Here is a 26,044-nt window from a genome sequence, read left to right as displayed (position 1 = left end):
AACAGTTCTGGTCATGACACTTCATTCATGTCGGTATCCGTTGTGTCACCGGAGGTAACACAATGACGACACAGACCGGTTAATTCAATGGAGCTTTCAGAAACAATAAAACCCTGCTCAGACGCACAGGACTGAATGGCATTATTTATAGCAGCATGATCCACCTCCTGAGTGGTTCTGCATTGTTTGCAGATCAGGAAACTGCCATGGTGTGACTCCCCCGGATGCGGGCAGCCAATAAAAGCATTCAGTGACGACAGTCGGTGAATAAGCCCCTGTTCCAGCAGAAAGTCCAAAGCCCGGTAGACGGTAGGAGGTTGCGCAGACCTGGATTCCAGCTTTGCCAGCTGGGCTAAAACCTCATAGGCTCCAACGGGCTGATGGCTTTGCCAGACCAGCTCCAGAACGGTTTTACGCAAAGGCGTCAGGCGAACCCCGTTATTTTGGCAGATAGCAGAGGCTGTCTGAAGTGCCTCTTCTATGCACTGGTCATGATTGTGGGGGTGATAATCACTGCTCATTGTTTGGGACATATTGTGTGGGACATAGAGTGTCGTGTTAATGACTCAAAAAAGTAATGTTACATTATAACCCGAATCAGTATGGATTTAAGGGGGCTGATACCTGCCTGATGGTTGCTGTGTATTTTTTAAGATGCCCGGGAATGGAATTCATTCAAAAAATTTTTAGGCAAGGTTTCGCTTTATAACTAAGATTCTTTTTCTGAAACAAGTTTTGCTTTTTCTTATGCAGCCCTAAACGATAATTTTATGATAAATCGGGAATATCTGTACGCTTCTGTTTGGCAACCTTTTTTATGTGGTTTGCTCTGGCTGATATCTTTAACAATACACGCAGCCCCTGCTCTTCCTTACTGGAGTATTGTGGTAGGAATGTCCAGCTCCGCACCGAATAAAATTAATATCAACCGTTGCCTGACCCATAACATGTCGGTTGGTCACCGGGGTATTTCTCAAGATGACGAATTTTCTTTACTGAACCAGTTTGTGCCAGACTCTTTGGCGGCTGTTATTTTTGAGGGTAGTGATCACGTTCGTCAGTTTTACTTAGTCAGTCGCCAGAACGATTGGTTTATGCCAGAATCCACGGAGGAGATTAATACGAATTTGAAACTAGAAATCCCTCCCGAGGGGTCTTCGCCGCTGCATAATAACCTGTATATCTTTCCATCTCTTTCAGAATCATTTTTGTCAACGCCGCACAACAAGGCACCGGACATCTTAGTTGTTGAGTTTTTGCTACCTGAAAATGGGCAGACGGGAGCATTTCCCCCTGAAGGCAATCAGGCAATGTCTGTAGAGGTACTTGAGGATCGCTGGCGTTATAAAATTAATCTCGGCTTGTTAAATAATCCAATGGTGATTAGCCTGCCGGGTTGTTTCGCCCTGTCCCCGGCAGACAGCGGAGTTTGTTTAAATGCCTGTGAAAATTTAACGCCCTTGCCCATCGCCATTTTGCAAGAGTCCGGCAAGACAATCACTGAAGATACGAAAGCCGTGAGTGGTGATGTAGCGCTGATTGTCTATTATCCACCGGCTAAGTTCAGCGAAAATCAGGCTCCTTTGTATGAAACCCATATTTGGGTTGTCCCCCGAAGTGAACACACCCAATCACCACCGGAGCCTTACCCCTCCCAACTTGAATTTCAGCCTGAAGACCCGCTCCACACGGACAAAGGGCGGGCTGATAAGACAAAGCGAAAGAGCCAGAAGGCCCACTCTACCGATACAGAGTCGATTGAATCATTAATTCAGCAAGTAGAGGGTGTGGGTATATCTGTTGCTTGCAAGGAATCAGCTTTTTATAAGGTTGATGATCTAATGGAAGTGGTTCTCAAATTATTTGCCCGGCGATCTGACCTGCAAGCTTCGAACCCTCGTAGCCAGCCGGAAAAAAAATTCAGGTATTACCAGCTTAAGAAGGCCGATTTAGCTTTATCCAGAGGTTTTCACATTGTAATCGATTATTTTTTTAAATGTGCTGAGCTGGAAACGCCTGTCACCACGTTCCGCGAATTATCCGGTGAGGGGGTCAAATATATCCCGTTATCATTTATTGCCAAAACTTACCCTCAGATCCAGAATTTGCAATATAACTCAGACAGAGAACATCAAAAGTTAGTTCTTCATACCCAGAACTCAATAGAGATGGTTCTGATGGCTTTAACCTATATTAGTAGGCAAAACGGACGTCGCTCCATAATTGACCCACTGACTGATATCTGGGGCGATATCCGCACAGTAGTAATCTCTTTTGCAAGCAGTCCTGAAAACTTTACCGATGCATCAATCGGCACTGATATCATCTATCGCTTAATGCTCTTTGCCATTGAGGTAACGGATGTGGATATGATCTTTTCTCTTTGTGACCGGAGCTCCCATGTGTACCACGGCGGCATAAAGACCTCTCGATATGAAAGAGATAATTCCCTCACAACTCTCAGGAAGACTTACATGAGCGCCTGGACAAAGCTTAAGGCATTGTTATCCACACAGGATATTCCTGTACCGCAACTCAGACAGTTGATTGAAGGTGCCGGGCGAATCGGGATTAATACCGCTCTCTGGTCAACAGAGGTGGATCATTATGAGCAGATGAAGGAAGACGCTATTGCGGCGAAGCGGGAATCCAATGCGGCAGAATGGGAAAAGAAGGTGAGTCTCGCCGAACAACATGGCAGGGAATTGCTTCTTCAGATTGACAGGGAGCAAGCTGAACTGGCTCTTTTACGTGAACAACGGGATAAAAAACAAAAAACAGTCAGGCAGAAAGAAAACCGTTTGGTTCCCCTGCAGCAGGAGAGTCCGGCTACCACCGAACCAGAAGAGCAAGCCAGAGATAAACCTCCTGAAGTGGAACCTGAGTGGCGGAGGTTGTATTGGGCAGGCGCTGAGGCTTACAAAGAGTCCGGTGCTGAATTAGCACTGGAGCTGTTTCAAAAAGCACTGGACGCTCAGCCTGATCAGCTTTCACGGGCGAGAATTTTGTCTGCCATGGCAGATTGCTACTTTGTACCTGGTGAAAAAAAACTTAAGAGTTTGTTCGAAAGTTACAACAAGGCACTGGCATTTCGCAGGCAGATGGAGCATGAAGCCCAGCAACAGCAAAGGCCAACATTAGACAAAAATGCTTTGAATGCTTTGTCTTACCAATTCCTGAAGGCTATAGAGACACTTCTGGAGCCCATAAAGCAATCTACCCGATTGCATTCGGACGCTTTGGAGTCGCTATCGTTGGTTGACATACTTTCCCCCGGGGTCGACAAAGAAGAAGCCGAGTGTCTTTTGCTTATTCTCATTAAGGAATGGGAACAGCTCAGTTCAATGTCATCCCGTCTGAGAGATGGGAATGATGCCCTGATCGCAACGTACCACCTCAGACAGCAAATCATTAAAAATTTGATAACGACCGGAGCGACCAGAATATCAGAGGAAACAATAACCAGGAAAAAACTTGAAACAGCCAGGAAAAAAATGTCTTCGTCTGGCCAAAAAAAAGGTAAAGGTGTCAAAAGAGGCAAAGGTATCAAGGATGAGCAGAGAGAAGATATTTCAATTCAGGACAATCTCAATACCCATTATGAGAGGCTCTCCAAAGAATTAGGGCATTTTGAGCAAGTGGCCTCCATGGCCAAAGCATTACTGGATAGTTGGAAAAGTCCACAACCTCGCTTCGGGGAGCAGCCAGCCATTAAACTGTCTGAAAAGGACTGGCAGGCAATCCGTGAACTATTGGCATCGGACGTCAGGCTGAGTAGGAATATGCGAAAGAAACTGCTTAATCCGAACAAGCTGGATAATTATTTGTCGAGTCTTACCTTCATAATGACCCGGTCTGAACACTCAGACAAACTTGATAATTTTCTGCGCACGCTGAATCTGGAAGAAGTAGATATAGCGGCGGATCATTTTTGCCTCTTCAATGCCATCATGCGCTGGCTTCAGGAGCACCCGGATATAGCGCCAGAAGTCGACCGTGAAATGACGGGGCGGCAGCTATTTACGATGCTGGCACCGAAAGGGATACAGTTAGAGCGGGCGTTTCCCGATAATGTCGAGATGCAACGAATCGCCTCAGCGTTTACGGAGACAGGAGCCAACTATCGAGCCTGGGGAACCGATAGTATGGTTCATTATCTGATCGCCCCCTGGCTGAATATTCCTGTACTGGTGCTTGCTACAGACGCCGCCCGAGAAGGAGGAGCCGTTAATGGAGTTCTTTACGATTCTGGCGATATCGATCCTATTTATGAAGATCAGATAGCCAGTTTTATGACAAACGATACGATGGTACTTATCCATAGACAAAATCACTGGCAGGTAGCATTACCTTCGACAGGCTCCCGCTACAACAGGGAAAGCCACACGGGTAATTTACATTGTACGGGATACACAGAGCCTTCTTGTCAGAGCTTTCAGTCGCAATAGCCACTCTCAATAGTCACTCTCAATAGTCACTCTTCATCCGTCTGGGTGAATGCATCGAATGCTCTGACAGGCACCTCAACAGGCTCGATTTTCCTTTGGGAAAGGAAGATTTTCAGATGCTCTCTCAGCTCTTGCTCCCGAAAGGCGTTGCCCTTTGCAGCCAGGGAAGGATAGGCGTTTTTCAACATCGTTATGGTTTGCTCTATCGCTTCATCCATGGGCAGTTGCACGTTATCGTAATACAGGGGGCGACTGATTCTTTGCGCTGCTAAATCACGATATTCCTGCGGAAAGTGACTGTTGTCCTTTATACCCTGACCTTCCAGCTTCTCGACTTTTTTTATGGCTTTCAGTCGTGATCTGGACCAGTAAGCGGTTTGTGTCTGGTGAACGGCTTCGGCTTTTTCTTTCTGTAGCTTTGCATGGTCTTTTGAACGCTGACGGACTCGCTCCAAAAGCACGGCTTTTTTATGATCTTCTGGCGATTCGCTATTCAGAAGTTCTATTGCCTGCCTTGCCCAGGGTTCATTAATTTTCTGAAGTTCTTTGATCTTGCGGGTTTTGTGCTTGCCTTCAGGAATGTCAGCCCGATCAATAGATTGCTCACCCAACTCAAACATCTGGTCGACGGCCAGCTCTGCCGGAGACTTGTACTTGAAACCCGTGTCGGTCATTTCATGCTTACGGTTCCAGTCTTTTTCCTGTTTTTCTGAAGGGGTACGGGGGGCAGGCGTGTTTTCCTCTGATAGTGAAGGCGATGGTGAAGAAGATGCAGAACTGCTCCAGCTTGCTGGAGGACTGTACACTCTTCTGGCGTACTCACAGGCTACGTTATACAGCGCCAGCTTAACGGTCTGGTCATCAAGGGCTTTATCCAGCCGCTCAATCGTGGCTTTTTTTATACCGGCCTGAGATAAGATCTCGGTGACGTCTGAGCGTAGTTTTAGCATTTGCGTCACCCGGCAGATTTTTTTACTGTCTACCGCCATGTCCGCTACTTTTTTGGCTCCGTCCAGTGGGTCGCTCGCCATTTCTGAAGGGTGTGTAACAGCGTCGGTGATTCTGGCAACGGTCTGGTCAAATTCTTCCCGCTCAGCCCGGGAGCGTTTCAGAAGCGCTTTGACATCGACCACCATCAGGCTGGAGATGGCTCTATAAGGCGTTGTTGTTCGTTTTGAAATGGCTCCGGTAAGCGCCCTGGCAAAGGCTTGTTCTTCCTGTTTGCTGATCTGTTTGAACTCTGCCTGTCTGGCTTCCAGGAACTTTTTCTTCCAGCTGGTAGGAGGCCAGAATAGTTTGACCAGCATACCTTTGAACTTTTGCGGCCCGGTTCCCTTATACTCACCCACAACGATCTTACCGTTGCGAAGCCGAAGTACCTGGTCGTCCTTGTATTTCTGTGTGAACTGTTCTGCTTGCTGAATCAGGTTGGCAGGTATACCAAGCATGCTGCGTCCTTGCTGTTTTTTTCTGTTCGTGCTGTTGTAAGCCCCTTAAAGCAAGGATAGGTCAGGGAAGTAACGGGATGCTTTCCTGACTTCGTAAAAGCACCATCTTTTTAAATTCGTCCGGATCCTTGAAGTTGAGGATCTGGTTTTCCTGATGTTCCTGGTCCACGTCCTGCTCAGGATGGACAAAGGTAATAATGCGGGAAATCCAGAAGCGGAAAGCGGCAAGGCGCAGCATCAGGGGCCATGATTCTTTTTCCTGTGGCGTAAATGAACGAACCTGTGAGTAAGCGTGGGTTATGGCCGTCAAGCGATTGTCGTTCAACGACAGGTCGGGGTTAATGCACCAGTCATTGACGGTCACCGCCAGATCGTAAAGCAGGTAGTCATGGCAGGCGTTGTAAAAGTCGATAATGCCGGTAATTTTGCCCTGATCGAATAAAACATTATCGTGGAAGAGATCGCCGTGGATCAGCCCTTTTGGTAACGGGCTGGCTTTGGATTGTTCATAGGTGGATAGCTCAGAGAGGATGTCCTGCCAGAGAGTCTGCATCAGTTCTGCCTCATGGGAAGGCAAAAGCGGACTTAGCCGCTTAACCTGAAGCTTTAACCACGGGATGCCCCGCTGGTTTTCCTGTTGCAGGCTGGATTTTTGCCCAATCTGATGCAGTTTTGCCAGCTGTGTACCAATCTGACGGCAATGCTCAGCACTGATTGTGTTCAGGTGTTGGCCTGTAAAGCATGGGCTGATCAGACAGGGTTTGCCCTTTAATGTATGCAGGGCTTCTCCCTGCCTGTCCCTGATGGGTGCTGGAACCTGAATACCTCCTTCACTGAGCTCCGTTGTGAAATCAATGAAAAAAGGCAGGGTTTCTTCGGGCAGGTATTCAAACAGCGTCAGAACATAACGTTGTTGCGTGTCGTCGGACTTCAGGTCAATGAAGTAATTGGTATTCTCGACGCCGCTTTCTATACCGGTAAAGTCGCGCAGGACTCCAAGATCGAAACGTGATAACAGTGCTTCTATATCACTGGCTGACAAGTGTGTGTAAACAGACATAGCTTCCTTTATAGGTTCCCTTCAGGCCCTTATTCTTGAACTTGCTCTGGTGTTCTAGTTATTGCTTATGGAACTGGCGGGATTCATTTCCATTGGAAAATGGTCCACGATGGCACTAGCATGCCGGGTTTGTCAGCTCGAATAAAGTTCCCCTGGTTATCCGCCGCCACTAGGAAGTACGGAGGCCCTGACTTTGGAATCACATGAATAGCGTACAGGAAAGGGCCAATACGGTATTCGCGGATGGTCCGGTCTTCGCCTGAGCGGATCACAACGGTAGTGTCATCCCGTTGCTCAAGGTCTTCGGGTCGCAGGTTTTTGGGAATTTTTTCGAAGTCTGCTTCGCTGATCACATTGGCCTCAGTACTCACTTCCGGAGGCTTTTCCAGGTTAGCCTGCTCTGAGTCCGGCGCTCTGGAAGCGCATCCCGATATGAAAAGAGAGGTGAAAAGAGTGGCAGTCATCAGCGATGTTGTGAGTTGTTTCTTCATGGTGTATCTCGCTCATCATCCATCAGGGCATTAAAATAGCTCCAGTAGCTGAGTTTACTCGGAATTCTTTAACCCGAATATCTTTTAAAAAGTAATGACTATGCCAGAACCTCTGTCAGAACAAGAGCCAGAACAAGAGCCAGAACAAGCGTCAGCCCCGTTGATTCTTGTTGATGGTTCTTCTTATCTCTATCGTGCCTTCCATGCGTCCGAGCGAGCCAACCTGCGAACCTCTGATGGTCAGCCCACCGGTGCCATCCGGGTGATGACCAATATGCTGCGTAAGTTGAACAATGAATACCCCGGCAGCACGGTCGCAGTGATTTTTGATGCAAAGGGGAAAAACTTCCGCCATGACCTGTACTCCGACTACAAGGCTACCCGAAAGCCTATGCCGGATGATTTGCGTTCTCAGGTGCAGCCGATTCACGATATTGTTCGTGCGCTGGGCATGCCGTTGCTGATGATTGAAGGCGTTGAGGCGGACGATGTGATTGGCACGCTTGCCCGCGAAGCAACGGAAAAACAGGTGGACACGATCATTTCAACCGGCGATAAGGATATTGCCCAGCTGGTTTCCGAACACGTCACCCTGATCGACACCATGAAAAACGAAGCCACCGATCTGTCTGGCGTGGTGGATAAGTTTGGCATTCCAGCAAACCTGATTGTGGATTATCTGGCCCTGATGGGGGACTCCAGTGATAACATTCCGGGCATGCCGGGAGTCGGGCAAAAGACAGCTCTGGCGCTTTTGCAGGGGATTGGCAGTATTGATGATATTGCTGAGCGTCTGGAAGAGGTTCCGGCACTGGGCTTTCGTGGCAGTAAAAACTTTGCCGCTAAATTTGCTGAACATAAAGAAGTGGTGCTGTTATCCCGGGAACTGGCCACCATCAAAACCGATGTTGAACTGTCCACCAGCGTGGACAGCCTGAAAGCCGACCCGATTGATAAAGAAGCCTTGCTGGCGCTGTTCCGGAAGTTTGAGTTCCGGTCCATGATCGCTGAACTGGACAGCGAGGCAGGAGCCGCAGGAGAAGACCAGACGCCAAAGGCTGGAGCCAGCTATGACACGGTTCTGACTGAGGCCGAGTTCAAACACTGGCTGGAGCAACTGAACAAAGCAGAACTGTTTGCCTTTGATACTGAAACCACCAGTCTGGATTATATGGTGGCAGAGCTGGTGGGCGTTTCCTTTGCTGTTGAACCGGGTAAAGCGGCTTATGTACCGGTGGCTCACGATTATATGGGCGCGCCTGAGCAGTTGGATCGCGACTGGGTGCTGGAACAGCTGAAGCCCCTGCTGGAAAGTGACGCGAAGAAAAAAATCGGGCAGAACCTGAAGTATGACCAGAGCGTTCTGGCTCGCTACGATATCCACCTGAAGGGCATCGCCTTTGATACCATGCTGGAGTCGTACGTGTTCAATTCGACGGCTACCCGCCACGATATGGACAGTCTGGCTGACAAATACCTTGGCCATCAGTGTACGTCTTTTGAAGATATCGCTGGCAAGGGTAAAAAACAGCTGACGTTTAATCAGATCGAACTGGAGAAAGCCTCGCCTTATGCGGCAGAAGATGCGGACATTACCCTGCGTCTGCATCAGGCGCTGTATCCTGGGCTGGAAGCCGAACCTTCCCTTGGCAAAGTGTTCCATGACATTGAGATGCCGCTGGTGGATATCATCTCCCGGCTGGAACGCAATGGTGCAAAAGTCGACGGGGCTTTGCTGGCAACACAGAGCCTGGAGATTGGAGAACGGCTAAAAGATCTGGAGCGTCAGGCTCATGAAATGGCGGGTGAACCGTTCAATCTTGCGTCTCCAAAACAGTTACAGGCCTTGCTGTTTGAAAAGCTGGGTCTTCCGGTCATCAAGAAAACCCCCAAGGGGCAGCCGTCCACTGCTGAAGATGTATTGCAGGAGCTGGCGCTGGATTACCCTCTGCCGAAACTGTTGATTGAGCACCGGGGGTTGAGCAAGCTGAAGTCGACCTACACCGATAAACTGCCACAGATGATTAACCCTGAAACCGGGCGCATTCATACCTCGTATCATCAGGCGGTGACAGCGACCGGACGACTGTCGTCTTCTGATCCTAACCTGCAGAACATTCCGATTCGTACAGAAGAGGGTCGCAGGGTTCGACAGGCGTTTGTCGCAACCGAGGGCTATAAGTTGATTGCGGCGGACTACTCTCAGATTGAGTTACGAATCATGGCACACCTCTCTGGTGACAGAGGTTTGCTGGAAGCCTTTGCCAACGGGCTGGATATTCACAAAGCGACGGCTGCGGAAGTATTCGGGGTGACTCTGGACGATGTGACGTCTGAACAGCGACGGAGTGCCAAGGCGATTAACTTCGGCCTGATTTATGGCATGTCTTCATTCGGCTTATCCAAACAGCTGAATATCTCCAGAAAGTCGGCCCAGGAATACATTGACCTGTATTTCGATCGCTATCCGGGTGTGCTCCGTTATATGGAGACCACCAAAGAGAGCGCTCGTGAAAAAGGGTATGTTGAAACCCTGTTCGGTCGCCGACTCTATCTGCCGGAAATTAACGCTCGTAACGGTATGCGTCGCCAGGGGGCAGAGCGTACGGCGATCAATGCCCCGATGCAGGGAACGGCAGCCGATATCATCAAACGCGCGATGGTTGAGGTTGACCGCTGGCTGATGGAAAGCGGCCTGGATGCCCGCGTGATTATGCAGGTACACGATGAGCTGGTTCTGGAAGTCGCCGAAAGCAATCTGGAAGCGGTTTGCAGAGGGGTTGAAGCGAAAATGTCACAGGCTGCTTCTCTGGATGTGCCATTACTGGTTGAAGCGGGTGTTGGTGACAACTGGGATGAAGCGCACTAAGAAGAGTTTTGTAAGGATTTTGTAAGGCTGGAAAAATCCGGGAACTAATCTTCAAACAGCTTGTCTTAGGTAATAAGAGTCACGTTTAGTGGCTTGCTTACTCCTTGTGTGTTTAGTGTTGGCAAAGCAGTGGCTGTTCCCCTGCAGACCACTGCAATCAACCAGCTTCCTTCCCCCAAAGGTAGCTGGTTTTTTTTGGCTGAAAAAAATTTAAAAATTTTTGAACTTTTTTAAAAAGCGGTTGTCTTATGTAGTGCAGGAGGGAAACTTTCTGCATTCCTTGTGTGTTTAGTGTTGGCATTAACGGCAGTCTGACGTTCCCCAACAACAGACTGTCATCACCAGCTATCGGTCCCCACTGGTAGCTGGTTTTTTTTGTCTATATATACGACATCTGTTTATTTTTTTGAGTAAAGCTTCTCTCTTTTTTGTCGACTCTTTACTCAATGACCCACTTTTTTTTGAACTATTCAGAAAAACGCTGGTCTGAAGTTATGTAAGGAGGCTGATTGTCTACTTACACCAACTCCTTGTGTGTTTAGTGTTGGCATACACTCCGTTATCGGAGCTTTGAACTCCAGTTCCCCTCCCCCGGGAACTGGAGTTTTTTTTGCTTACTCTTCGGAAGCTTCTACATCATCATCCACTTCTTCAAAAAAGGCTCCGTCTTCAACAGCCAGCCAGGTATCGAGGTGGTGAGCCAGCTCGGTAACACCGGTTTTCTTCAGGGAAGAGAATAGCTGAACGGTCACATGATCATACTCTTTGACTTCATTTCTGAGTTTATTCAGAGCCTGTTTGCCTACGCCGGATTTCAGCTTGTCAGCCTTGGTCAGAAGGATATGCAGCGGCATATGGGACTGTATGCTCCATTGCAGGATCATTCGGTCAAACTCTTTCATTGGGTGGCGAATATCCATCAGCAATACAACACCTGCCAGCGATTCCCGGTTGGTCAGATAGTCATCCAGGTGCTTTTGCCATTTAATTTTCATGGCTTCTGGTACTTTGGCGTAACCGTAACCTGGCAGGTCAACAAGGTAACGATTTTCTTCTATCGCAAAAAAATTGATCAGCTGTGTCCGCCCTGGCGTTTTACTGGTTCTTGCCAGCTTGGATGAACCTGTCAGGGCATTAAGGGCGCTGGACTTTCCTGCATTGGAGCGACCGGCAAATGCCACTTCACGGGCATTATCCGGTGGACACTGCTTCAGGGTGGGCGCACTTGTCACAAATTGTGCTTTACGATAATTCATGTGACGGGGAGTAGTATTATTTGTTTCAGTCATGAGGCTTGTTCTGGTCGCCGACTCGGTAAGTGTTTATACTAGTCAGCGTTTCGGGGTGTATGCGGCCTTTGGCTGCTGTAATCGCTGAAAAGCGCTTAACACACTGTTTGTACGTAAGTTTGACAAGAACACAAGGCACAAAGTTCTTACCAGACGTTCTCCCAGGGGTGCTTACAAACACTGTGAGATTACTGTCTGTGAACAGGCAGGGTTGATATCAGTAAACATAAACAAGTGTGTCATCCAAAACCTCTCTCAGGAGGTTCGGAAACGCTGATTATAACAAACAGTCTTTCTGTATGGTTTGGCCAGAATAATAACAGCCATTGTTGGCAAGTGCCGTAGCTGGGTCAGGGGTAATGAAAAAAATCATTCTCAGTTTCTTAGTTCCATTGGGTGTCTCATTAGGCGTTTCAGGGTTGGCGTTTGCGAAAGGAGACGCAGAAGCCGGTAAAACTAAAGTGGCTACCTGTACAGCCTGTCATGGGGCGACAGGTATCAGTCCGGCACCTCTCTACCCTAATCTTGCCGGTCAGGGGGAGCGTTACCTGATCAAACAGTTAAAAGAAATAAAGTCGGGCGTACGCAGTGTGCCTGAAATGGCACCGTTTGTAGCCAAACTTTCCGACCAGGATATGGAAGATATCTCTGCGTTTTATGCCAAACAGACCGCCGCTAAAGGTGTTGCCGATCCAGACAAGGTGGCGCTGGGTGAAAAACTGTTCCGTTTCGGAGATGCAAAAAAAGCCATCCCGGCTTGTAGCTCTTGTCATTCACCCACTGGTCAGGGCAACTTTCTGGCTGGTTTCCCACAAATATCCGGGCAGCATCCCGCTTACACTGCAAAGCAGCTGAAGGATTACCGGGAAGGCGTTCGGGTTAATGATGGAGACTCTAAAACCATGCGTATGATTTCCGAAAAGCTCAGTAATAAGGAAGTCGAAGCTCTGGCCAGCTATATCAGCGGGCTTCAGTAAGTCTTACAGGAAGGGTTTATGAAAAAAATAATTCGAAGCTTTTGGGTCATCGCCCTGTTGCTCCCGGTTCTGGCACAGGCAGCAGCTAAAGAGGTTTTTACGGAAGGCGAAGATTACCGTCTGCTTAAATTACCGGTTCAGACTTCTGCTGGTCCTGACCGTATCGAAGTGGCAGAAGTATTCTGGTACGGCTGCCCACACTGTCGTAGCCTTGAAGCGGTTGTTGATCGCTGGAAACCCAGACTGACCAAAGAAGCACAGCTTGTTCGTGTTCCTGCTTTTTTCGGGCCGAACCTCTGGCAAACCCATGCCCAGCTCTACTACACACTGGAAAGCCTTTTTCCGGATGAAAAGTCTCTGAATTCCATTCATGACTCTGTCTTCCGTGAGGTTCAGGAGCGAAAAAACCTTTTGAAGAATGAAGAGGAAATGGTGACGTTTCTGAGCAAACACCACAAAGTGGATAAGGAAACGTTCCTGTCTTACTACAACTCATTTGGTGTAAAAAACCTGCTGAGTCAGGCGTCTTCCAAGGTTCGAGGCTATCAACTAACCGGTGTTCCAGCTCTGGTTGTTGATGGTCGGTTTGTTATTGAGCCGAAGGTTGGCCTGGAAAAAATGCCTGAAATTGCAGACTTCCTGATTCAGAAGGTTAGCTCTGAGCGCACTGAGGCCAAAGCAAACAAAGCGACCGCCGTTAAAGTAAAGTAATTGTACGGTTATGGGATAGTCTATAAGCCTTGAGGTAAGCTTAAGGGAGAGTCTGTAACGTTCGGATATCACCGATGCCGATAAGAACCCTTAAGGGAGCCATTGCTGCCAGTTTACGAAGACGCAGTAAGTCTCCCCAGGCTGTCGCCTGTAGCGAGCTTGACTATTTCCCCGTGAGTTTTAATAAACACCAGTGCCTGCGACTTCTCAGTTTTAACATTCAGGTGGGTATCAATACTCAGCAATACCGTCACTACCTTACCCGCAGTTGGCAGCACGTTTTGCCCCATGCCAAACGTGTTCAAAACCTCAACTCTATTGCTTCCTTTTTGCCTGATTTCGATATTGTTGCTTTGCAGGAAGTCGATGGAGGCAGCTTGCGCAGTGGTTTTGTGAATCAGACAGAATATCTTGCGCTCAGGGGACGATTTCCTTACTGGTATCAGCAGTTAAACCGTAACCTGGGTAAGTTTGCCCAGCACAGTAACGGACTGTTAAGCCGTTACAAGCCTGCAAGTCTCGAAGATCACAAACTGCCGGGCATCATTCCGGGGCGTGGTGCTATTGTTGCTGAATATGGTCAGGGGTCAGATACCCTGCTGGTGGTTATGATGCACCTGGCATTGAGTCGCCGGACCCGTGACGTTCAACTGTCGTATATTCGTGAGTTGGTGCAGTCGTACCGACACGTAGTATTGATGGGTGATATGAACACTCATGCAGAGCAACTGCTCAATCAGTCCCCGCTAAGGGGAAGTGGTTTACAGGCTGCGCACTGGGAGCAAAATACGTTCCCCAGCTGGAAGCCCCACAAATCCCTGGATCATATTCTCGTTAGCCAGTCACTGCTGGTGAATAAAATGGAAGTATTGAATATTCCCATTTCTGACCATCTGCCCGTCGCAGTCGAAATAGAAGTTCCGGATAGCGTTCAGTTGAGTAAGTAAAAGTTGAATGAGTAAAGAGCGCCTTCTGTGGAACGGTTGTCAGACCTATAAAAAAAGGTCTGGCATCGAGGGGGAAGGAGGAGGGGTGATGCCAGACCTTAACAAATTCCAACCAGAAGTCAGGGAGTAATTGGTGGGGAGTATATTACTCCTCTGGAAATTGATTTGTATCAGTACATTCGTGTTGTTTGATAAGTAATCAAACTGATTAAGGTGGTTCGGCCTGTTAATCAAGAAAAATGCTTTTCCAGAGCTGATAATCCTACATTGTTGAATGAAATCAACAATATAAAGTGTTTTTTGATCGTTATAACCACAATTTTCTTCAAACAGACAGCTTTAGGTAGCCTGCATAAGTTACGTATAAGGTGTCGGCTTTGCGAACTCTGGAGGGGCCGGAGACTCATTCGAGTGCACAGGGAAATGGTAGAATAGAGTACAAAATTCTGGATGAGACAGTATGAGTCCAACAAAAATCGGAATATTCGGTTCTGCTTTTAACCCCCCTACTCTCGGACATCAGGATGTTCTGTGCCAGGCTGCTACCCACTTTGACCGGATTCTTCTGGCGCCGTCAGCCTCTCATGCTTTTTCCAAAAAGCTGCTGCCTTTTGCTGAACGGGTTGCCATGCTGCACTATTTTTTGAGAGAAGCTCTGGTGCCGGACTGTGAGCTGGAACTTTGTACGCTTGAAGAAACTCTGTTGAAAAATAACCCCGATACGCCAGTCTACACCTTTGACCTGATGGAAGCGCTGGAGCAGCAATACGGCGAAGCCGTGGAGCTTGGTTTTATCCGTGGGCCTGACAATGCTGATCCTGCTACCTGGAACCGGTTCTATAAGGCTCAGGAAATAGAGCAGCGTTGGAACCTGTTTACAGCGCAGGAAAGGCGTTCAATTCGAAGCAGTCTGGTACGAGAACTAACAGCTTCGGCCACATCGGACGATAACAGAAAAAAGGCGCTGGATGGTTTGTTACATCCATCGGTGCGTGACTACATTTTGACCAACAAACTCTACCAGGTCTGATAAAAAATTTATGAAGCAATCTAAGCAGCGAGCTAACCAGCAAGCTAAGCAACAAGCCACCCGGCAAACCAGTTTTGGAATGGACGATGTTCGTATTGATGAAGAAGAAGCGGTCTATTCCGGCTTTTTGAAGCTGAGCCGATACAAAATTCGACACGCCCTTTTTGAAGGAGGCTGGAGTCCTCAGCTCATTCGGGAGGCGGTCTATCGTGTCCCGTCCGTTGGTGTGCTGCTTTATGATCCGGGGCTGGATCAGGTGGTGCTGGTTGAGCAGTTTCGTGTTGGCCCGATGTTAAGCAGGGATGATCCCTGGTTAATTGAAGTGGTCGCAGGGATTTCTGAACCTGATGAAACCCTTGAGTCTGTGGCTCTGAGGGAAGTCAAAGAAGAAGCCAACTGCGAAGTGAAAGAACTGCTGCCCATTTCAAACTTTTATATGAGCCCCGGGGCGACCAATGAAAGGCTGATGCTTTACTGCGGCATTACCGATGCATCCGGGGCGGGTGGCTGTTATGGGCTGAAAGAGGAAGGTGAGGACATTCGGGTGCAGGTCGTACCTTTTGCTGAAGCCTATGCGATGGTAGAGGACGGTCGCATTGCTAATGCACCTGCTGTTATAGCGATTCAGTGGCTGAAGCTACATCATCAGGAGTTACAGCAATATGCTTAAGAGTATGGTGCTTAAAAACAATGTGTTTGCCCTGTTGGTGCTGTTTCTGCTGGCAGGCTGTCAGTCTTCCGGTATTCCCAACCTGTACCGGGAGGGTTTGCCAGGCACTGCCAGCTGGGCTGTACTCCCTTTTACAAACTATACCGAATCTGAGAACGTCGCGACTCAGGTAGAGAGAATTCTGATGGTAATGTTGCCATCGAATGGTATAGATGAGCCTCAACTGTATCCGGAATTTATGGTCACCAGTGCAAATAATACCCTGACAGATGCACACAGAATCCAGAGTGGACGACAGTGGGCTGCCCAGAGTGGCATAAGCTTCGCATTTTCCGGCTCTGTGAATGAGTGGATGTTTGACGACGAAGGCAGGCCTCATGTTGCCCTGAGCCTTACCGTTACGGATGTTCGCAGTGATGAAACCCTATGGAGTATCAGCGGTGCCAGTGAAGGATTGCCGGGGGATGACCTGTACGCTGTCAGCCGGGGATTGATTAATGACCTGCTTCGGTCATTACCCGTAAATCGTCGTTTGTAAACGACTTCGAGCGAAAGAAAATAGAGAGGATTGGCAAGGATGCTATACGCGCTAAAGGATGATAAGGGTCTGATAATAGCGGTTTCGGAAAAACAGCTGACAGATGACTGGAAATCAGTAGACCTCGAAGATGAAGCGGTTCTCGCTTTTCTTCAACGTAATCCAAGCATTGGCGGCAAAGTTATGCAGGCTGCCGATGCTGACTTTATCCGTGTACTGGAAGATGTTATCGACCTGTTGATCGACAAAGCCATCATTCAGTTCACCGAACTGCCCGACCCGGTGCAGAACAAATTATTGAATCGTCGCCGTTACCGTGAAGAACTTCGTAAAGACGACAGAACCAATCTGATTGGCGGTGAAGAGGATGAAGGGATTTTCTAGCGCTGTTGTGAAATAACCCCTCCCGGAGTAATTCTTGCCCCAGGTGTGGGCCAGTCTTCAGACCACTCATTCTGATTTGCCATGGCTAATTCAGGAATCAATAAGCTTTTGTCCTCTACCCTGGTTGGGTACAGGATGCCGTTGAGGTGATCCAGCTCGTGCTGCATTACCCGGGCATGAAAACTGGTCAGTACCGCTTCCTGCCTTTGACCTGACTGATCATAGCCCGCTATCGTGATCGACTCCGGCCTTTCAACCCAGCCACGTATGCCTGGTACTGAAAGACAGCCTTCCCAGGCCCAGCAGGTGTTGGCGCTGGTTTCTGTGACTTGTGGGTTAATCCAGAAGTTGAAAGGTATGTGTTCTGCGTCAGGGTAGCGTTTCAGATTTTCATCAGAGGCTCCGATACTAATGACCCTTACCGGCCAGCCAGCCTGTGGTGCCGCAATACCGATGCCATTACTCCTGATCTGTATCTGCCGCAGGGCGCCCAGATTATCCTGAAACTCACTGGTTGCTATTTCGTCCAGCGTCACTTGTGGCTGCTCCTGAAAGAGCAGCGGATGACCCATCAGTACAACGTGTGCTTCTGGTGACAATTTCATTGATTTTCCCCTGTTTCCGTTTAATCAGTTCAGGAAGTGATGTACTCCCACCACTAAGCCGCTGATGCGGCTATAGTGGGGGCTTCTTGCGACCCATGCTGAGAACGCTCAACACCTTTCGCTGTAGCACCTGCACTGACAGGTATTGCTACAGGGGGACTCTTTACACAATCGCTGCATCCCAGCGAATCAGCTAATCCAATATCTCTTATGTTTCGGGCTCCGTTTACGTCTCTGTCATTCAGAGACAAGCAACCCGGACACTACCACTCCCGCACAGACAGGGGCATCGACTCCATTTTGTATTTGCAGTCATTGCACAATTTGGAGCTTGGCTCAAACCTTCCTATACGAATCAGGTTCTTGCCATTCCAGCGACATTTGTATTCCAGTGTCGTCAGAAACATTCCCCAGCCTGCATCTTGTATTGCTCTGGAGAGTTTATGGTTTTTGACCATGCCCTTGATATTGAGGTCTTCTACAGCAAATGTGGTTGCGTGGCTTTTGTCAGCCAGATTTGCTGTTGCCTGGTGTATGAAGTCGTAGCGACGATTGGCTACTTGTTCATGGATTATGGATATTTTGCGCTTTTGCTTTGCCCTGCTTCCTGATCCTTTTTTCTTTCTGGCGAGCTTCTTCTGCTCTACGGCAAGTCGAGTCAGCGAAGCCTTCAGGATGCGTGGGTTCTCTGTCTTGTTACCTTCACTGTCAATGAGAAAATGCGTCAACCCAACATCAAGCCCAATTGTGGCTCCAGGCTCAATGGTTGATGGAGCCGGGTCAACAGCTCCATCATCGACCAGTACACTTGCAAAGTATTTTCCGGACGGTGATCGCTCGACCGTGACAGTTTTTACCGTTCCAGAAAAAGGACGATGTAACTTTGCCTTTATTCCTTTGAGTTTTGGCAGCTTGATGACCGCTTTTTCAAAATCAACCGTCACATGCTGGGGGCACTGAAAAGACTGCCAGCCAGAATATTTTGACTTGAATTTCGGGAACCCGGCTCGACCCTGAAAGAAATTGAAAAATGCCGCATCCAGATTAGCAAGAGAAGCCAGAAGACTTTGGCTGTTGACTTCAGTCAACCACTCTTTATCGTCTTTTTTGCTGGCAACCAGGCGATCCTGAAGTCGCCTCCTTGTCAGACTCTTTCCGGTTTCTTTGTAATGTTTGTTCTTTTCAGACAACGCCCAGTTATAGACATGACGAGAGCAACCAAAGTGCTTTGCAATAAGCACCTTCTGTTCGACGTTGGGATAGATTCTGTACTTGAATGCTCTCATAGCGACTTATGATAGCACTTACAGGCAGTCTTTCAGACTGCTTGCTATCCATCTCCATCCAAACGGCAAAGCTGCGCAATGCCGCTATGGATGGAGAATTCCGAAAGGTCTGTTAAAAATAGTTCAGCTATCATCGCATAGCCGTCATATAATTCTAATGCCGTTTTTAATGTCAGCCCCTTGACAGGAAGCCTTTCAGGCTGATCACAGTAATCTTGAAATAAAAGAATAGTACGATGACCAGAACCTACAGACTGTTAATCTCCTGTCCGGATGCCTGTGGCATTGTAGCAGCCGTAAGCCAGTTTATTGCCGGGGAAGATGGCTGGATTCTTGAAGCGAATCATCACTCCGATCCAGTGACAGGCCGGTTCTACATGCGTCATGAAATCAGGGCAGACAGCCTGCCGTTTGGGCTGGAAGAGTTCTGTGCAAGGTTTCAGCCCATTGCAGATAAGTTACAACTGGACTGGCGTATTAATGATTCCGAACAGCCCCACCGGGTTGCCCTATTGGCCAGCAAACAGGCTCACTGTCTGTCTGACCTGCTCTATCGCTGGCGCAGCGGTGATCTGGTGATGGATATTCCCTGCGTACTTTCTAACCATGAAGACCTGCGTAGTTATGTTGAATGGCATGGCATACCCTTTCATCATGTGCCGGTGGATAAAAACAACAAGGCTGCGGCCTTCGGGCGCATGAAAGAACTGTTGGCTGAAAATAACGTTGATACCGTTGTGCTGGCGCGCTATATGCAGATCATCCCGCCTGAATTGTGTGATCTCTATGAGAACCGGCTGATCAATATTCACCACAGTTTTCTGCCTTCATTTGCTGGCGCGCGACCTTATCACCAGGCTTATGATCGTGGTGTAAAGCTGGTGGGTGCCACCTGCCATTATGTCACTGAAGAGCTGGATGCCGGTCCTATCATTGAACAGGACGTGATTCGCGTAGGTCACAATCATCTGCCGGAGGATATGGTGCGTTTAGGCAAGGATGTAGAGAAGACGGTTCTGGCTCATGGCCTGCGTTACCACCTTGAAGACCGCGTTATTGTCGATGGCAGAAAGACTATTATTCTGGATTGAGTGTTTCCTGGCTAAAAGGCCTGGAAAACGCATTAAACCTGCAGGTTTAGAACGGCATCAACTACAGGGATAAGGCTACTTTGCAGGAATTGCTGAGGTATAGCCAATATCATTATTTTTACTGGTACTAACCAATAAGTTAGTTGCACTGTCATCTAAAGTTCTTTTCTGTCTTCAGGAATGAACTTTGAACTTCTGTTTGGCTCTATAGGGGGAGGTTTTATTAAATCTAAGTGTGATGTCTTTTCCATTTAAGCCCCTGAGTGGGCTATAAAATTTAAAGGAAGTGCTAAAAATGGATAAAATTCCAAAGCCTGTATTACCTGCCTTAAGTATTGATCCTGTCGAATCTGATGACAGAAAAAATCCATCAAAAGGAAGTGGTATTGTAACTGTTGATACGGGGCAGACCTTATTGGGAAACACTTCTCAAGCTGGCACTTCAAATGAAAGAGTGAGTATAAAAAAAGGGAGGCTGCTAAGCGTCGTTATGATGAAGCTCAGGAAGATAGGAAGATCAAAATAGATGCGATTGGTATAGGAAAGTATAACGAGATAAAGAAAAAAAATACTGAGTCTTATGTCAATAGTAACCCTTTAGATAAAAATTATGCCTTAAAAATGATTCAAAAATATTTAACGAAAGGTAAACATAAGAAAGTTTTAGAGGAATATAAAGATAAATTAGAACCTCTGGCAGATATATTATGTGAGAAGCCTAAGCTGGAATATATAAAAGTATATAATCTACATGGTGGAATACTAAGCAAAGCATTATTTGATGAATTAAAAAAATTAAAAAAATCAATCCATCTTAGCTATTACGGTGTCATGAGAAGAAAACTGGATGCTGAATTTGATCGCTTTGTTCCTGAGAGTGATACAAAAAAAACAGCAACAGCAACCTCTCAGGCTGAACATTCGATATCCTTTGTGGTATCTGAAACGACATCTGAGCCAGAAGAAACTTTCCAGCAAGGTATAATGTTGCCATCAGAAGAAGGTGCTCTTGAGTTTTTGTCAACTACTGGGCGGTTAAAAAAACAGAGTGACAGTAGTCTGGTAGTACCTTTACAGGAAAAGCTGTACACAGAGAAAGCAGCAATAACAAAAAGTGATAGGCCTAAATATCTAAATATACAAAGAAATGAAAAAGTTAAAGCTCTGAAGACTGAAGTTGGAGAAAAAAGATATAAAGAAATAAAGAAAAAAATTACTGAGTCTTATATCAGTGAGAATCCTTTGGATAAGAGCTATTTTATGGGGAAAATAGTTCATTATTTAGATAAAAGCGAATATATATATATTCGCGAAGAATGTCAGGATAAATTAGAATCGCTGGCAAGTGTTTTTTGTGGAAAAACTTGCTTCACACGAGAAGTAATTAATAAAGTTTTTGGTGAAATTTTAAGTGGAAAAAAAATTAATACATTAAAAGAAATAAGAAAGAAAATTCGTGATGGATATCGCCGCAATATGGCAAACGTCATCAAGGCACAGCTTAGTAGTTATGAAGTTGAGAGTAACTCCAAAAAAAGCAGGCCATCAACAGCAATGACTTCAGAGACAGATGATGTTTTAAGTAATAAAGAGATGAAAATATTGAAGAAGAGTTCATCTCTGCCTTGTTCTTTATCATCTGAAACAACACAAAAATTTGAAAGCTCTGAAGAAATTCTTGTACAACAGGAAGAAGAATTAACGGTGTTAGAAGAAGGGGACGTTTCACAAAAAAATGTCGAGAAAGCAGAGGCAACTTCTCTATTTGAACTAACTTCTGAATCGTTAGAGGGATTCCCTGATGAAATACCGTTAAAAGGCGTAAGCCAAATAATACAAGAAACAGAGGAAGCAGGGCAGGAGGATTTACTTAATGATATAACTGCGCTTATATCTGAAGAGGAAGAAAAGGAAAAGCTTTTTGCGACACTGAGACAAGATATAGGTGAGACTGGAAGTTCGCTATGAAATCAGCCTCCCTCCAACGCATAGCTGATGCTATCTCCCTCTCCAGCGGCGTAGAACCTGATGCTGGCATAACCTGGTCACTATCCTGTGGATAACCTGTTAGGAAATGTGTAAAACTGATTTCAAATGATCTTTACGCTGAGCCGCTTATGGAAAAGCACCCACCTTTTGCACTGCTTAAATCCTGCCCCTGCTGCCGGGGGAAGGCTGAAATTTCTGATATGGTCGTTTCCGGTACTCAAATGTGGCAGGTTCACTGCAACCGGTGTGGACTGTCCTCCGAGCTGGATGATGACATGGCGTTCAGTGTGCAGTGCTGGAATCGTCGGCTGGAGTCTGAGAGGTTGAGAATGTGGCTGACTCTGTCAGCCACTGCTGTTCCGCTGGCAACCGTTCTGGCATTTCTGGCGGGTAGCTATTTGGGGATTAGTCTATTTTCCTGAACCTGTCTTACTGCTCCAGACAGTCAACAATGTTATCCACAAGTCCGTTAATAAATTCCGGATAAGCGTCGGGCCCTTCAGGTATATCCATAGCCAGTGGGTCTAGCAGGGATACTTTAACATCAAGGCCATGAACGATTTTATCAATATACGCAGGCTCGAACTGTGGCTCCCTGAACACGCAGGTTTTACCTGATTTCAGCAGTTTTTCCCGCAATTCTGCCAGATGGCGCGGGCCAGGCTGTTGTTCAGGGTTCAGGGTGAAATGCCCGGCAATGTTGAACTGATAGTGTTCCTGAAGATAACCATAGGCATCGTGGAAGACAAATATTGGGCGTTTGGAGACAGCTGCCATTTTCAGCCTGTTACGCTCATCAACCTTATTCATCTTGCTGATAAAGTTTTTCAAATTATGGCTGTACTGCTCAGCATTGACCGGGTCCATTTCACTCAGAGTTGAGCTGATAGCTGTAGCCATGGCAATAGCGTTCTCAGGGCTTAACCAGATATGAGCGTCATGCTCACCATGTTGGCAACCGCAGCCTTCGCCATGAGCATGATGGTCATGGTGGTGATCATGGTCATGATCATGATCATGGCCTTCATCATCATAACGCCTTATGTGGATGCCCTCGGCACTCATCAGGGGGACAGAGCGGGTATTTTTGGCATTGGCCAGCATTTTCTCCAGAAAGACCTCCATATCCGGGCCAATCCAGAACATAACATCAGCGTTTTGCAGCAGACGGGCATCGGAAGGGCGCAAGCTGTGGTTATGGGGGGAAGCGCCGGGAGGCAGCAGGACGTCTGGCTTAGTAATGCCTTCTGTGACGGCCAGGGCAATCAGCTGTACGGGCTTGATGGAAGTTAATACTTTTGGAGGCTGTTCATCGGCCAATGGTTTTGAAAAGGCTGGCGCACTGATAAATAACAAGCTGACAAGGCTGAATATTAGTGAGAGTTTCTTATTGGAAACCATAAATCGTTACGACACCGATTAAATTAAAAAATGTTATATTATAACATAAGCGTGATGATGTGTACTTATGTTCAACTTGCGACCACCAGCAAGATCGTTCAGGTTGAATTCAGGGAAGGCTTTTTTGGAAGGTTAAAGGCAGCCTTAAAGCTGCCTTTCAGGTCTGCTCAATAGTTGCAGCAACTATCAAAAACTCCAGTAGTCATTACCGCACTCGCTACTCAGGCGCTTCTTCTCTTCCCGGTCTTCCAGGGCACGACGGATATACAGAGCTCGCTTTGATCCTTTTGCAGGCATTTCATCCCGAGGGTGACCAGAAGCGGCGATGGTGGTTGTTTTGGATGCTTTTTTCTTAGGCATGGCAGTAATCTCTTCTTATTTTTTTGCTTACTGACCATTTTAAAATAAGCGTGTGTCATATTCTTGACAAGAGTCCATCTCGTTTATCTCTGTGAGATATCTCGTACACAGCGCCACTTTTTGCCATAAGAGTTGCCATGAAGGGAGGCAGTTATCAACCAACAGCCAACAGCCAACAGCTAACAGCGGCATATTCCCAAGACATAAATCGATAACCTATCAAGTATTCGTTACACTGTTCCAAGTTTTAACTGCGAAGACCCGTTATGGATGTAACCCCGATTATTGACTCTCTGAACGATGCCCAGCGGCAGGCGGTAACAGCCCCGCTGAGTTCGATGTTGGTACTGGCCGGAGCCGGAAGTGGTAAGACCAGAGTACTGGTGCATCGCATTGCCTGGCTGGTACAGGCAGAAGCAATATCGCCTTACTCCATCATGGCTGTTACCTTCACCAACAAGGCCGCGGCAGAAATGCGCTCACGCATTGAAGACCTGCTGGGGATTCCCCCAAGAGGCATGTGGGTGGGTACATTCCATGGTTTGTCTCACCGTCTGTTGCGAACTCATTATCAGGATGCCGGTCTGCCGGAAAGCTTCCAGATACTCGACAGCGATGATCAGCTTCGGGTTGTAAAACGCATCATGAAAGCGATGCAGCTGGATGATCAGCGCTGGCCGCCAAGACAGGCGCAGTGGTACATCAACAGCAAGAAAGACGAAGGGCTTCGCCCGGATTATATTGATCCGGGTTATGACCCGTTTGAACGCACTATGCTGGATGTTTATCGAGCCTATCACCAATATTGCGAGCAGATGGGCGTGGTCGATTTTGGTGAACTGTTACTGCGAGCCCATGAGCTGTTCCTGAAACGTCCGGATATTCTTAAACATTACCGACAGCGTTTTCGCTATGTTCTGGTGGACGAATTTCAGGATACCAACGCCGTACAATACGCCTGGTTAAGATTACTGGTGGGCGATGAAGACAAAATGATGGTCGTGGGTGATGATGACCAGTCCATTTATGGCTGGCGTGGTGCCCGCATTGAGAATATACGTCAGTTTACCGAAGACTTCCCTAAGTCCAGCACGGTTAAACTTGAACAGAACTACCGTTCCACAGGCAGGATTCTGAATGCTGCCAATGCAGTAATTGCCAACAACCCTGACCGTCTTGGCAAAGAGTTGCACACCGACAGTGGCGATGGCGAAGCGATCCAGCTTTATTCCGGTTTCAATGAAATGGATGAGGCAAGGTTTATTTCTGATCGCATCAGCGAAGCGGTTAACGAAGGCAAGTCCCGTAGCGACATCGCCATTCTTTATCGCTCTAATGCCCAGTCCCGTAACCTGGAAGAAGCGTTGCTGAGAGCCGGGATTCCTTATCGGATTTATGGTGGTCAACGTTTCTTCGAACGGGCTGAAATCAAGAATGCCCTGGCTTACCTGAGGTTGATCAGCACACCCCATGATGACACCTCTCTGGAGCGGGTGATTAATATTCCGGCACGGGGTATTGGCGAGAAAACCGTCGAAAAACTCAGGGAAGCTGCCCGTACACAGGATGTATCCCTGTGGCTGGCGATCAAGAGTGTGATTGCCAACAAGGCTATCGGTGGCAAGGCCGGACGTTCCCTGGCTGAGTTTGTTGATCTGATTGAAACGCTGACTGCGGCGGGAGATGATCTGGATCTTGGTGAACTGACGGATCGTGTGATTACCCACACCGGTCTGGTGGCGCACCATGAAAAAGAGAAGGGTGAAAAAGGTCGTGCCAGGGTAGAAAACCTTGAGGAACTGGTGAGCGCCTGTCGTCAGTTTGATATTGACGACCTTGATCTGGATGAAGAAACCGAAACCATGAGTCCGCTGGGTGCCTTTCTGGCCAATGCGGCGCTGGAAGCCGGTGACGCTCAGGCTGACCAGTTTTCTGACAGTGTTCAGATGATGACTCTGCACTCGGCAAAAGGTCTGGAGTTTCCTATGGTGTTTCTTGCCGGTATGGAAGAGGGTCTGTTCCCTCACAAAATGTCGCTGGAAGAAGGCAACCTGGAAGAAGAGCGTCGTCTTTGTTATGTGGGCATTACCCGTGCCATGGAGAAACTGACACTCAGCTATGCTGAAAACCGTCGTTTATATGGTAAGGATACTTTTAACCGCCCTTCCCGGTTTATTCGTGAAATACCCGGTGAACTGATTCAGGAAGTGCGTCTGGGAGGTACGATTTCCCGCCCCGCCACCACACGACAGCCAGCGTCTTCTGCTGCGTCTGCCGGACTGGCGCTTGGGCAGCGGGTACACCACGACGTGTTTGGTGAAGGTACTATTGTAAGTGCTGAAGGTGATGGGGCGCAGGCAAGAGTACAGGTGAACTTCGACAGTGAAGGCACTAAATGGCTGATGATGGCTTATGCTAATCTGGCGGTGATTTCCTGATTGATACCAGCC

23 protein-coding genes are annotated in these 26,044 nt (G+C 47.6%); 14 read left to right on the top strand and 9 right to left on the bottom strand.

The features are described from left to right. Positions 1 to 11: 11 nt before the first annotated feature. Complete coding sequence (locus tag NX720_RS10550) at positions 12 to 533, bottom strand: Fur family transcriptional regulator (protein WP_262601077.1); 522 nt, start codon at positions 531 to 533, stop codon at positions 12 to 14. 360 nt (positions 534 to 893) lie between these two features. Between NX720_RS10550 and NX720_RS10545 the strand changes: the two genes are divergently transcribed. Further along, positions 894 to 4,448 (top strand): coiled-coil domain-containing protein, encoded by a 3,555-nt coding sequence (locus tag NX720_RS10545; RefSeq protein ID WP_262601076.1) that lies wholly within the window; start codon positions 894 to 896, stop codon positions 4,446 to 4,448. A 26-nt stretch (positions 4,449 to 4,474) separates the two neighbouring features. Here the strand turns inward: NX720_RS10545 and NX720_RS10540 are convergent, their stop codons facing one another. The 3 genes from NX720_RS10540 to NX720_RS10530 form a co-directional block, all read right to left on the bottom strand. Further along, on the bottom strand, positions 4,475 to 5,896 hold the full coding sequence (locus NX720_RS10540) for a hypothetical protein (RefSeq protein ID WP_262601075.1): 1,422 nt from the start codon (positions 5,894 to 5,896) through the stop codon (positions 4,475 to 4,477). A 61-nt stretch (positions 5,897 to 5,957) separates the two neighbouring features. Continuing rightward, positions 5,958 to 6,956 (bottom strand): homoserine kinase, encoded by a 999-nt coding sequence (locus tag NX720_RS10535; RefSeq protein WP_262601074.1) that lies wholly within the window; start codon positions 6,954 to 6,956, stop codon positions 5,958 to 5,960. An 83-nt stretch (positions 6,957 to 7,039) separates the two neighbouring features. Continuing rightward, entirely contained in the window at positions 7,040 to 7,447 is a 408-nt protein-coding gene (locus tag NX720_RS10530; protein ID WP_262601073.1) for a DUF2782 domain-containing protein, read from the bottom strand. A gap of 100 nt (positions 7,448 to 7,547) precedes the next feature. Here NX720_RS10530 and polA point away from each other — a divergent pair, with 100 nt between their 5' ends. Further along, entirely contained in the window at positions 7,548 to 10,316 is a 2,769-nt protein-coding gene (gene polA, locus NX720_RS10525) for a DNA polymerase I (RefSeq protein WP_262601563.1), read from the top strand. 614 nt (positions 10,317 to 10,930) lie between these two features. On the opposite strand, the gene yihA is transcribed toward polA, so the two are convergent. Beyond that, positions 10,931 to 11,605 (bottom strand): ribosome biogenesis GTP-binding protein YihA/YsxC, encoded by a 675-nt coding sequence (gene yihA, locus NX720_RS10520; protein WP_262601071.1) that lies wholly within the window; start codon positions 11,603 to 11,605, stop codon positions 10,931 to 10,933. A gap of 359 nt (positions 11,606 to 11,964) precedes the next feature. On the opposite strand from yihA, the gene NX720_RS10515 reads away from it, so the two are divergent. From NX720_RS10515 to NX720_RS10485, 7 genes are all read left to right on the top strand, one after another. Further along, positions 11,965 to 12,582 carry a c-type cytochrome gene (locus NX720_RS10515; protein WP_262601069.1) on the top strand — a complete coding sequence of 206 codons (618 nt, stop codon included), beginning with the start codon at positions 11,965 to 11,967 and terminating at the stop codon, positions 12,580 to 12,582. An 18-nt stretch (positions 12,583 to 12,600) separates the two neighbouring features. Beyond that, complete coding sequence (locus NX720_RS10510; protein ID WP_262601068.1) at positions 12,601 to 13,293, top strand: thiol:disulfide interchange protein DsbA/DsbL; 693 nt, start codon at positions 12,601 to 12,603, stop codon at positions 13,291 to 13,293. A 74-nt stretch (positions 13,294 to 13,367) separates the two neighbouring features. Further along, complete coding sequence (locus NX720_RS10505) at positions 13,368 to 14,240, top strand: endonuclease/exonuclease/phosphatase family protein (RefSeq protein WP_262601066.1); 873 nt, start codon at positions 13,368 to 13,370, stop codon at positions 14,238 to 14,240. 460 nt (positions 14,241 to 14,700) lie between these two features. Beyond that, the gene (locus NX720_RS10500) at positions 14,701 to 15,270 is read left to right on the top strand and encodes an adenylyltransferase/cytidyltransferase family protein (protein ID WP_262601064.1); all 570 of its coding nucleotides are present in this window, start codon (positions 14,701 to 14,703) and stop codon (positions 15,268 to 15,270) included. Positions 15,271 to 15,280: 10 nt separating this feature from the next. Then, entirely contained in the window at positions 15,281 to 15,940 is a 660-nt protein-coding gene (locus NX720_RS10495) for an NUDIX domain-containing protein (RefSeq protein WP_262601062.1), read from the top strand. Next, entirely contained in the window at positions 15,933 to 16,478 is a 546-nt protein-coding gene (locus tag NX720_RS10490; protein WP_262601060.1) for a hypothetical protein, read from the top strand. Before NX720_RS10495 ends, NX720_RS10490 begins: the two co-directional genes overlap by 8 nt. A gap of 39 nt (positions 16,479 to 16,517) precedes the next feature. Continuing rightward, on the top strand, positions 16,518 to 16,862 hold the full coding sequence (locus NX720_RS10485) for a tryptophan synthase subunit beta like protein (protein ID WP_262601059.1): 345 nt from the start codon (positions 16,518 to 16,520) through the stop codon (positions 16,860 to 16,862). Here the strand turns inward: NX720_RS10485 and def are convergent. Together def and NX720_RS10475 are read right to left on the bottom strand one after the other, a co-directional pair. Then, complete coding sequence (gene def, locus NX720_RS10480) at positions 16,859 to 17,467, bottom strand: peptide deformylase (protein WP_262601058.1); 609 nt, start codon at positions 17,465 to 17,467, stop codon at positions 16,859 to 16,861. The two genes, NX720_RS10485 and def, sit on opposite strands and share 4 nt — an antisense overlap. Before the next feature lie 263 nt (positions 17,468 to 17,730). After that, positions 17,731 to 18,753 carry a transposase gene (locus NX720_RS10475; protein ID WP_262601057.1) on the bottom strand — a complete coding sequence of 341 codons (1,023 nt, stop codon included), beginning with the start codon at positions 18,751 to 18,753 and terminating at the stop codon, positions 17,731 to 17,733. Between the two features lie 236 nt (positions 18,754 to 18,989). Between NX720_RS10475 and purU the strand changes: the two genes are divergently transcribed. From purU to NX720_RS10455, 4 genes are all read left to right on the top strand, one after another. Further along, positions 18,990 to 19,844, top strand: a complete 855-nt coding sequence (gene purU, locus NX720_RS10470) for a formyltetrahydrofolate deformylase (protein ID WP_262601056.1) — start codon at positions 18,990 to 18,992, stop codon at positions 19,842 to 19,844. Positions 19,845 to 20,139: 295 nt separating this feature from the next. After that, positions 20,140 to 20,370 carry a hypothetical protein gene (locus tag NX720_RS10465; protein WP_262601055.1) on the top strand — a complete coding sequence of 77 codons (231 nt, stop codon included), beginning with the start codon at positions 20,140 to 20,142 and terminating at the stop codon, positions 20,368 to 20,370. Positions 20,371 to 20,465: 95 nt separating this feature from the next. Next, positions 20,466 to 21,812 (top strand): hypothetical protein, encoded by a 1,347-nt coding sequence (locus tag NX720_RS10460; protein WP_262601054.1) that lies wholly within the window; start codon positions 20,466 to 20,468, stop codon positions 21,810 to 21,812. 149 nt (positions 21,813 to 21,961) lie between these two features. Next, on the top strand, positions 21,962 to 22,255 hold the full coding sequence (locus tag NX720_RS10455; RefSeq protein ID WP_262601053.1) for a Lar family restriction alleviation protein: 294 nt from the start codon (positions 21,962 to 21,964) through the stop codon (positions 22,253 to 22,255). Between the two features lie 7 nt (positions 22,256 to 22,262). Here NX720_RS10455 and znuA read toward each other — a convergent pair whose 3' ends face one another. Beyond that, positions 22,263 to 23,234 (bottom strand): zinc ABC transporter substrate-binding protein ZnuA, encoded by a 972-nt coding sequence (gene znuA, locus NX720_RS10450; protein ID WP_262601052.1) that lies wholly within the window; start codon positions 23,232 to 23,234, stop codon positions 22,263 to 22,265. A 186-nt stretch (positions 23,235 to 23,420) separates the two neighbouring features. After that, the gene (locus tag NX720_RS10445) at positions 23,421 to 23,594 is read right to left on the bottom strand and encodes a hypothetical protein (RefSeq protein ID WP_262601051.1); all 174 of its coding nucleotides are present in this window, start codon (positions 23,592 to 23,594) and stop codon (positions 23,421 to 23,423) included. A gap of 266 nt (positions 23,595 to 23,860) precedes the next feature. On the opposite strand from NX720_RS10445, the gene uvrD reads away from it, so the two are divergent. Continuing rightward, positions 23,861 to 26,032 carry a DNA helicase II gene (uvrD, locus tag NX720_RS10440; RefSeq protein WP_262601050.1) on the top strand — a complete coding sequence of 724 codons (2,172 nt, stop codon included), beginning with the start codon at positions 23,861 to 23,863 and terminating at the stop codon, positions 26,030 to 26,032. Positions 26,033 to 26,044 lie beyond the last annotated feature (12 nt).

Origin of the sequence: Endozoicomonas euniceicola, from assembly GCF_025562755.1 — a bacterium.
Taxonomy (GTDB): Bacteria; Pseudomonadota; Gammaproteobacteria; order Pseudomonadales; family Endozoicomonadaceae; genus Endozoicomonas_A; species Endozoicomonas_A euniceicola.
This window is presented reverse-complemented; position numbering and strand designations above follow the sequence as displayed.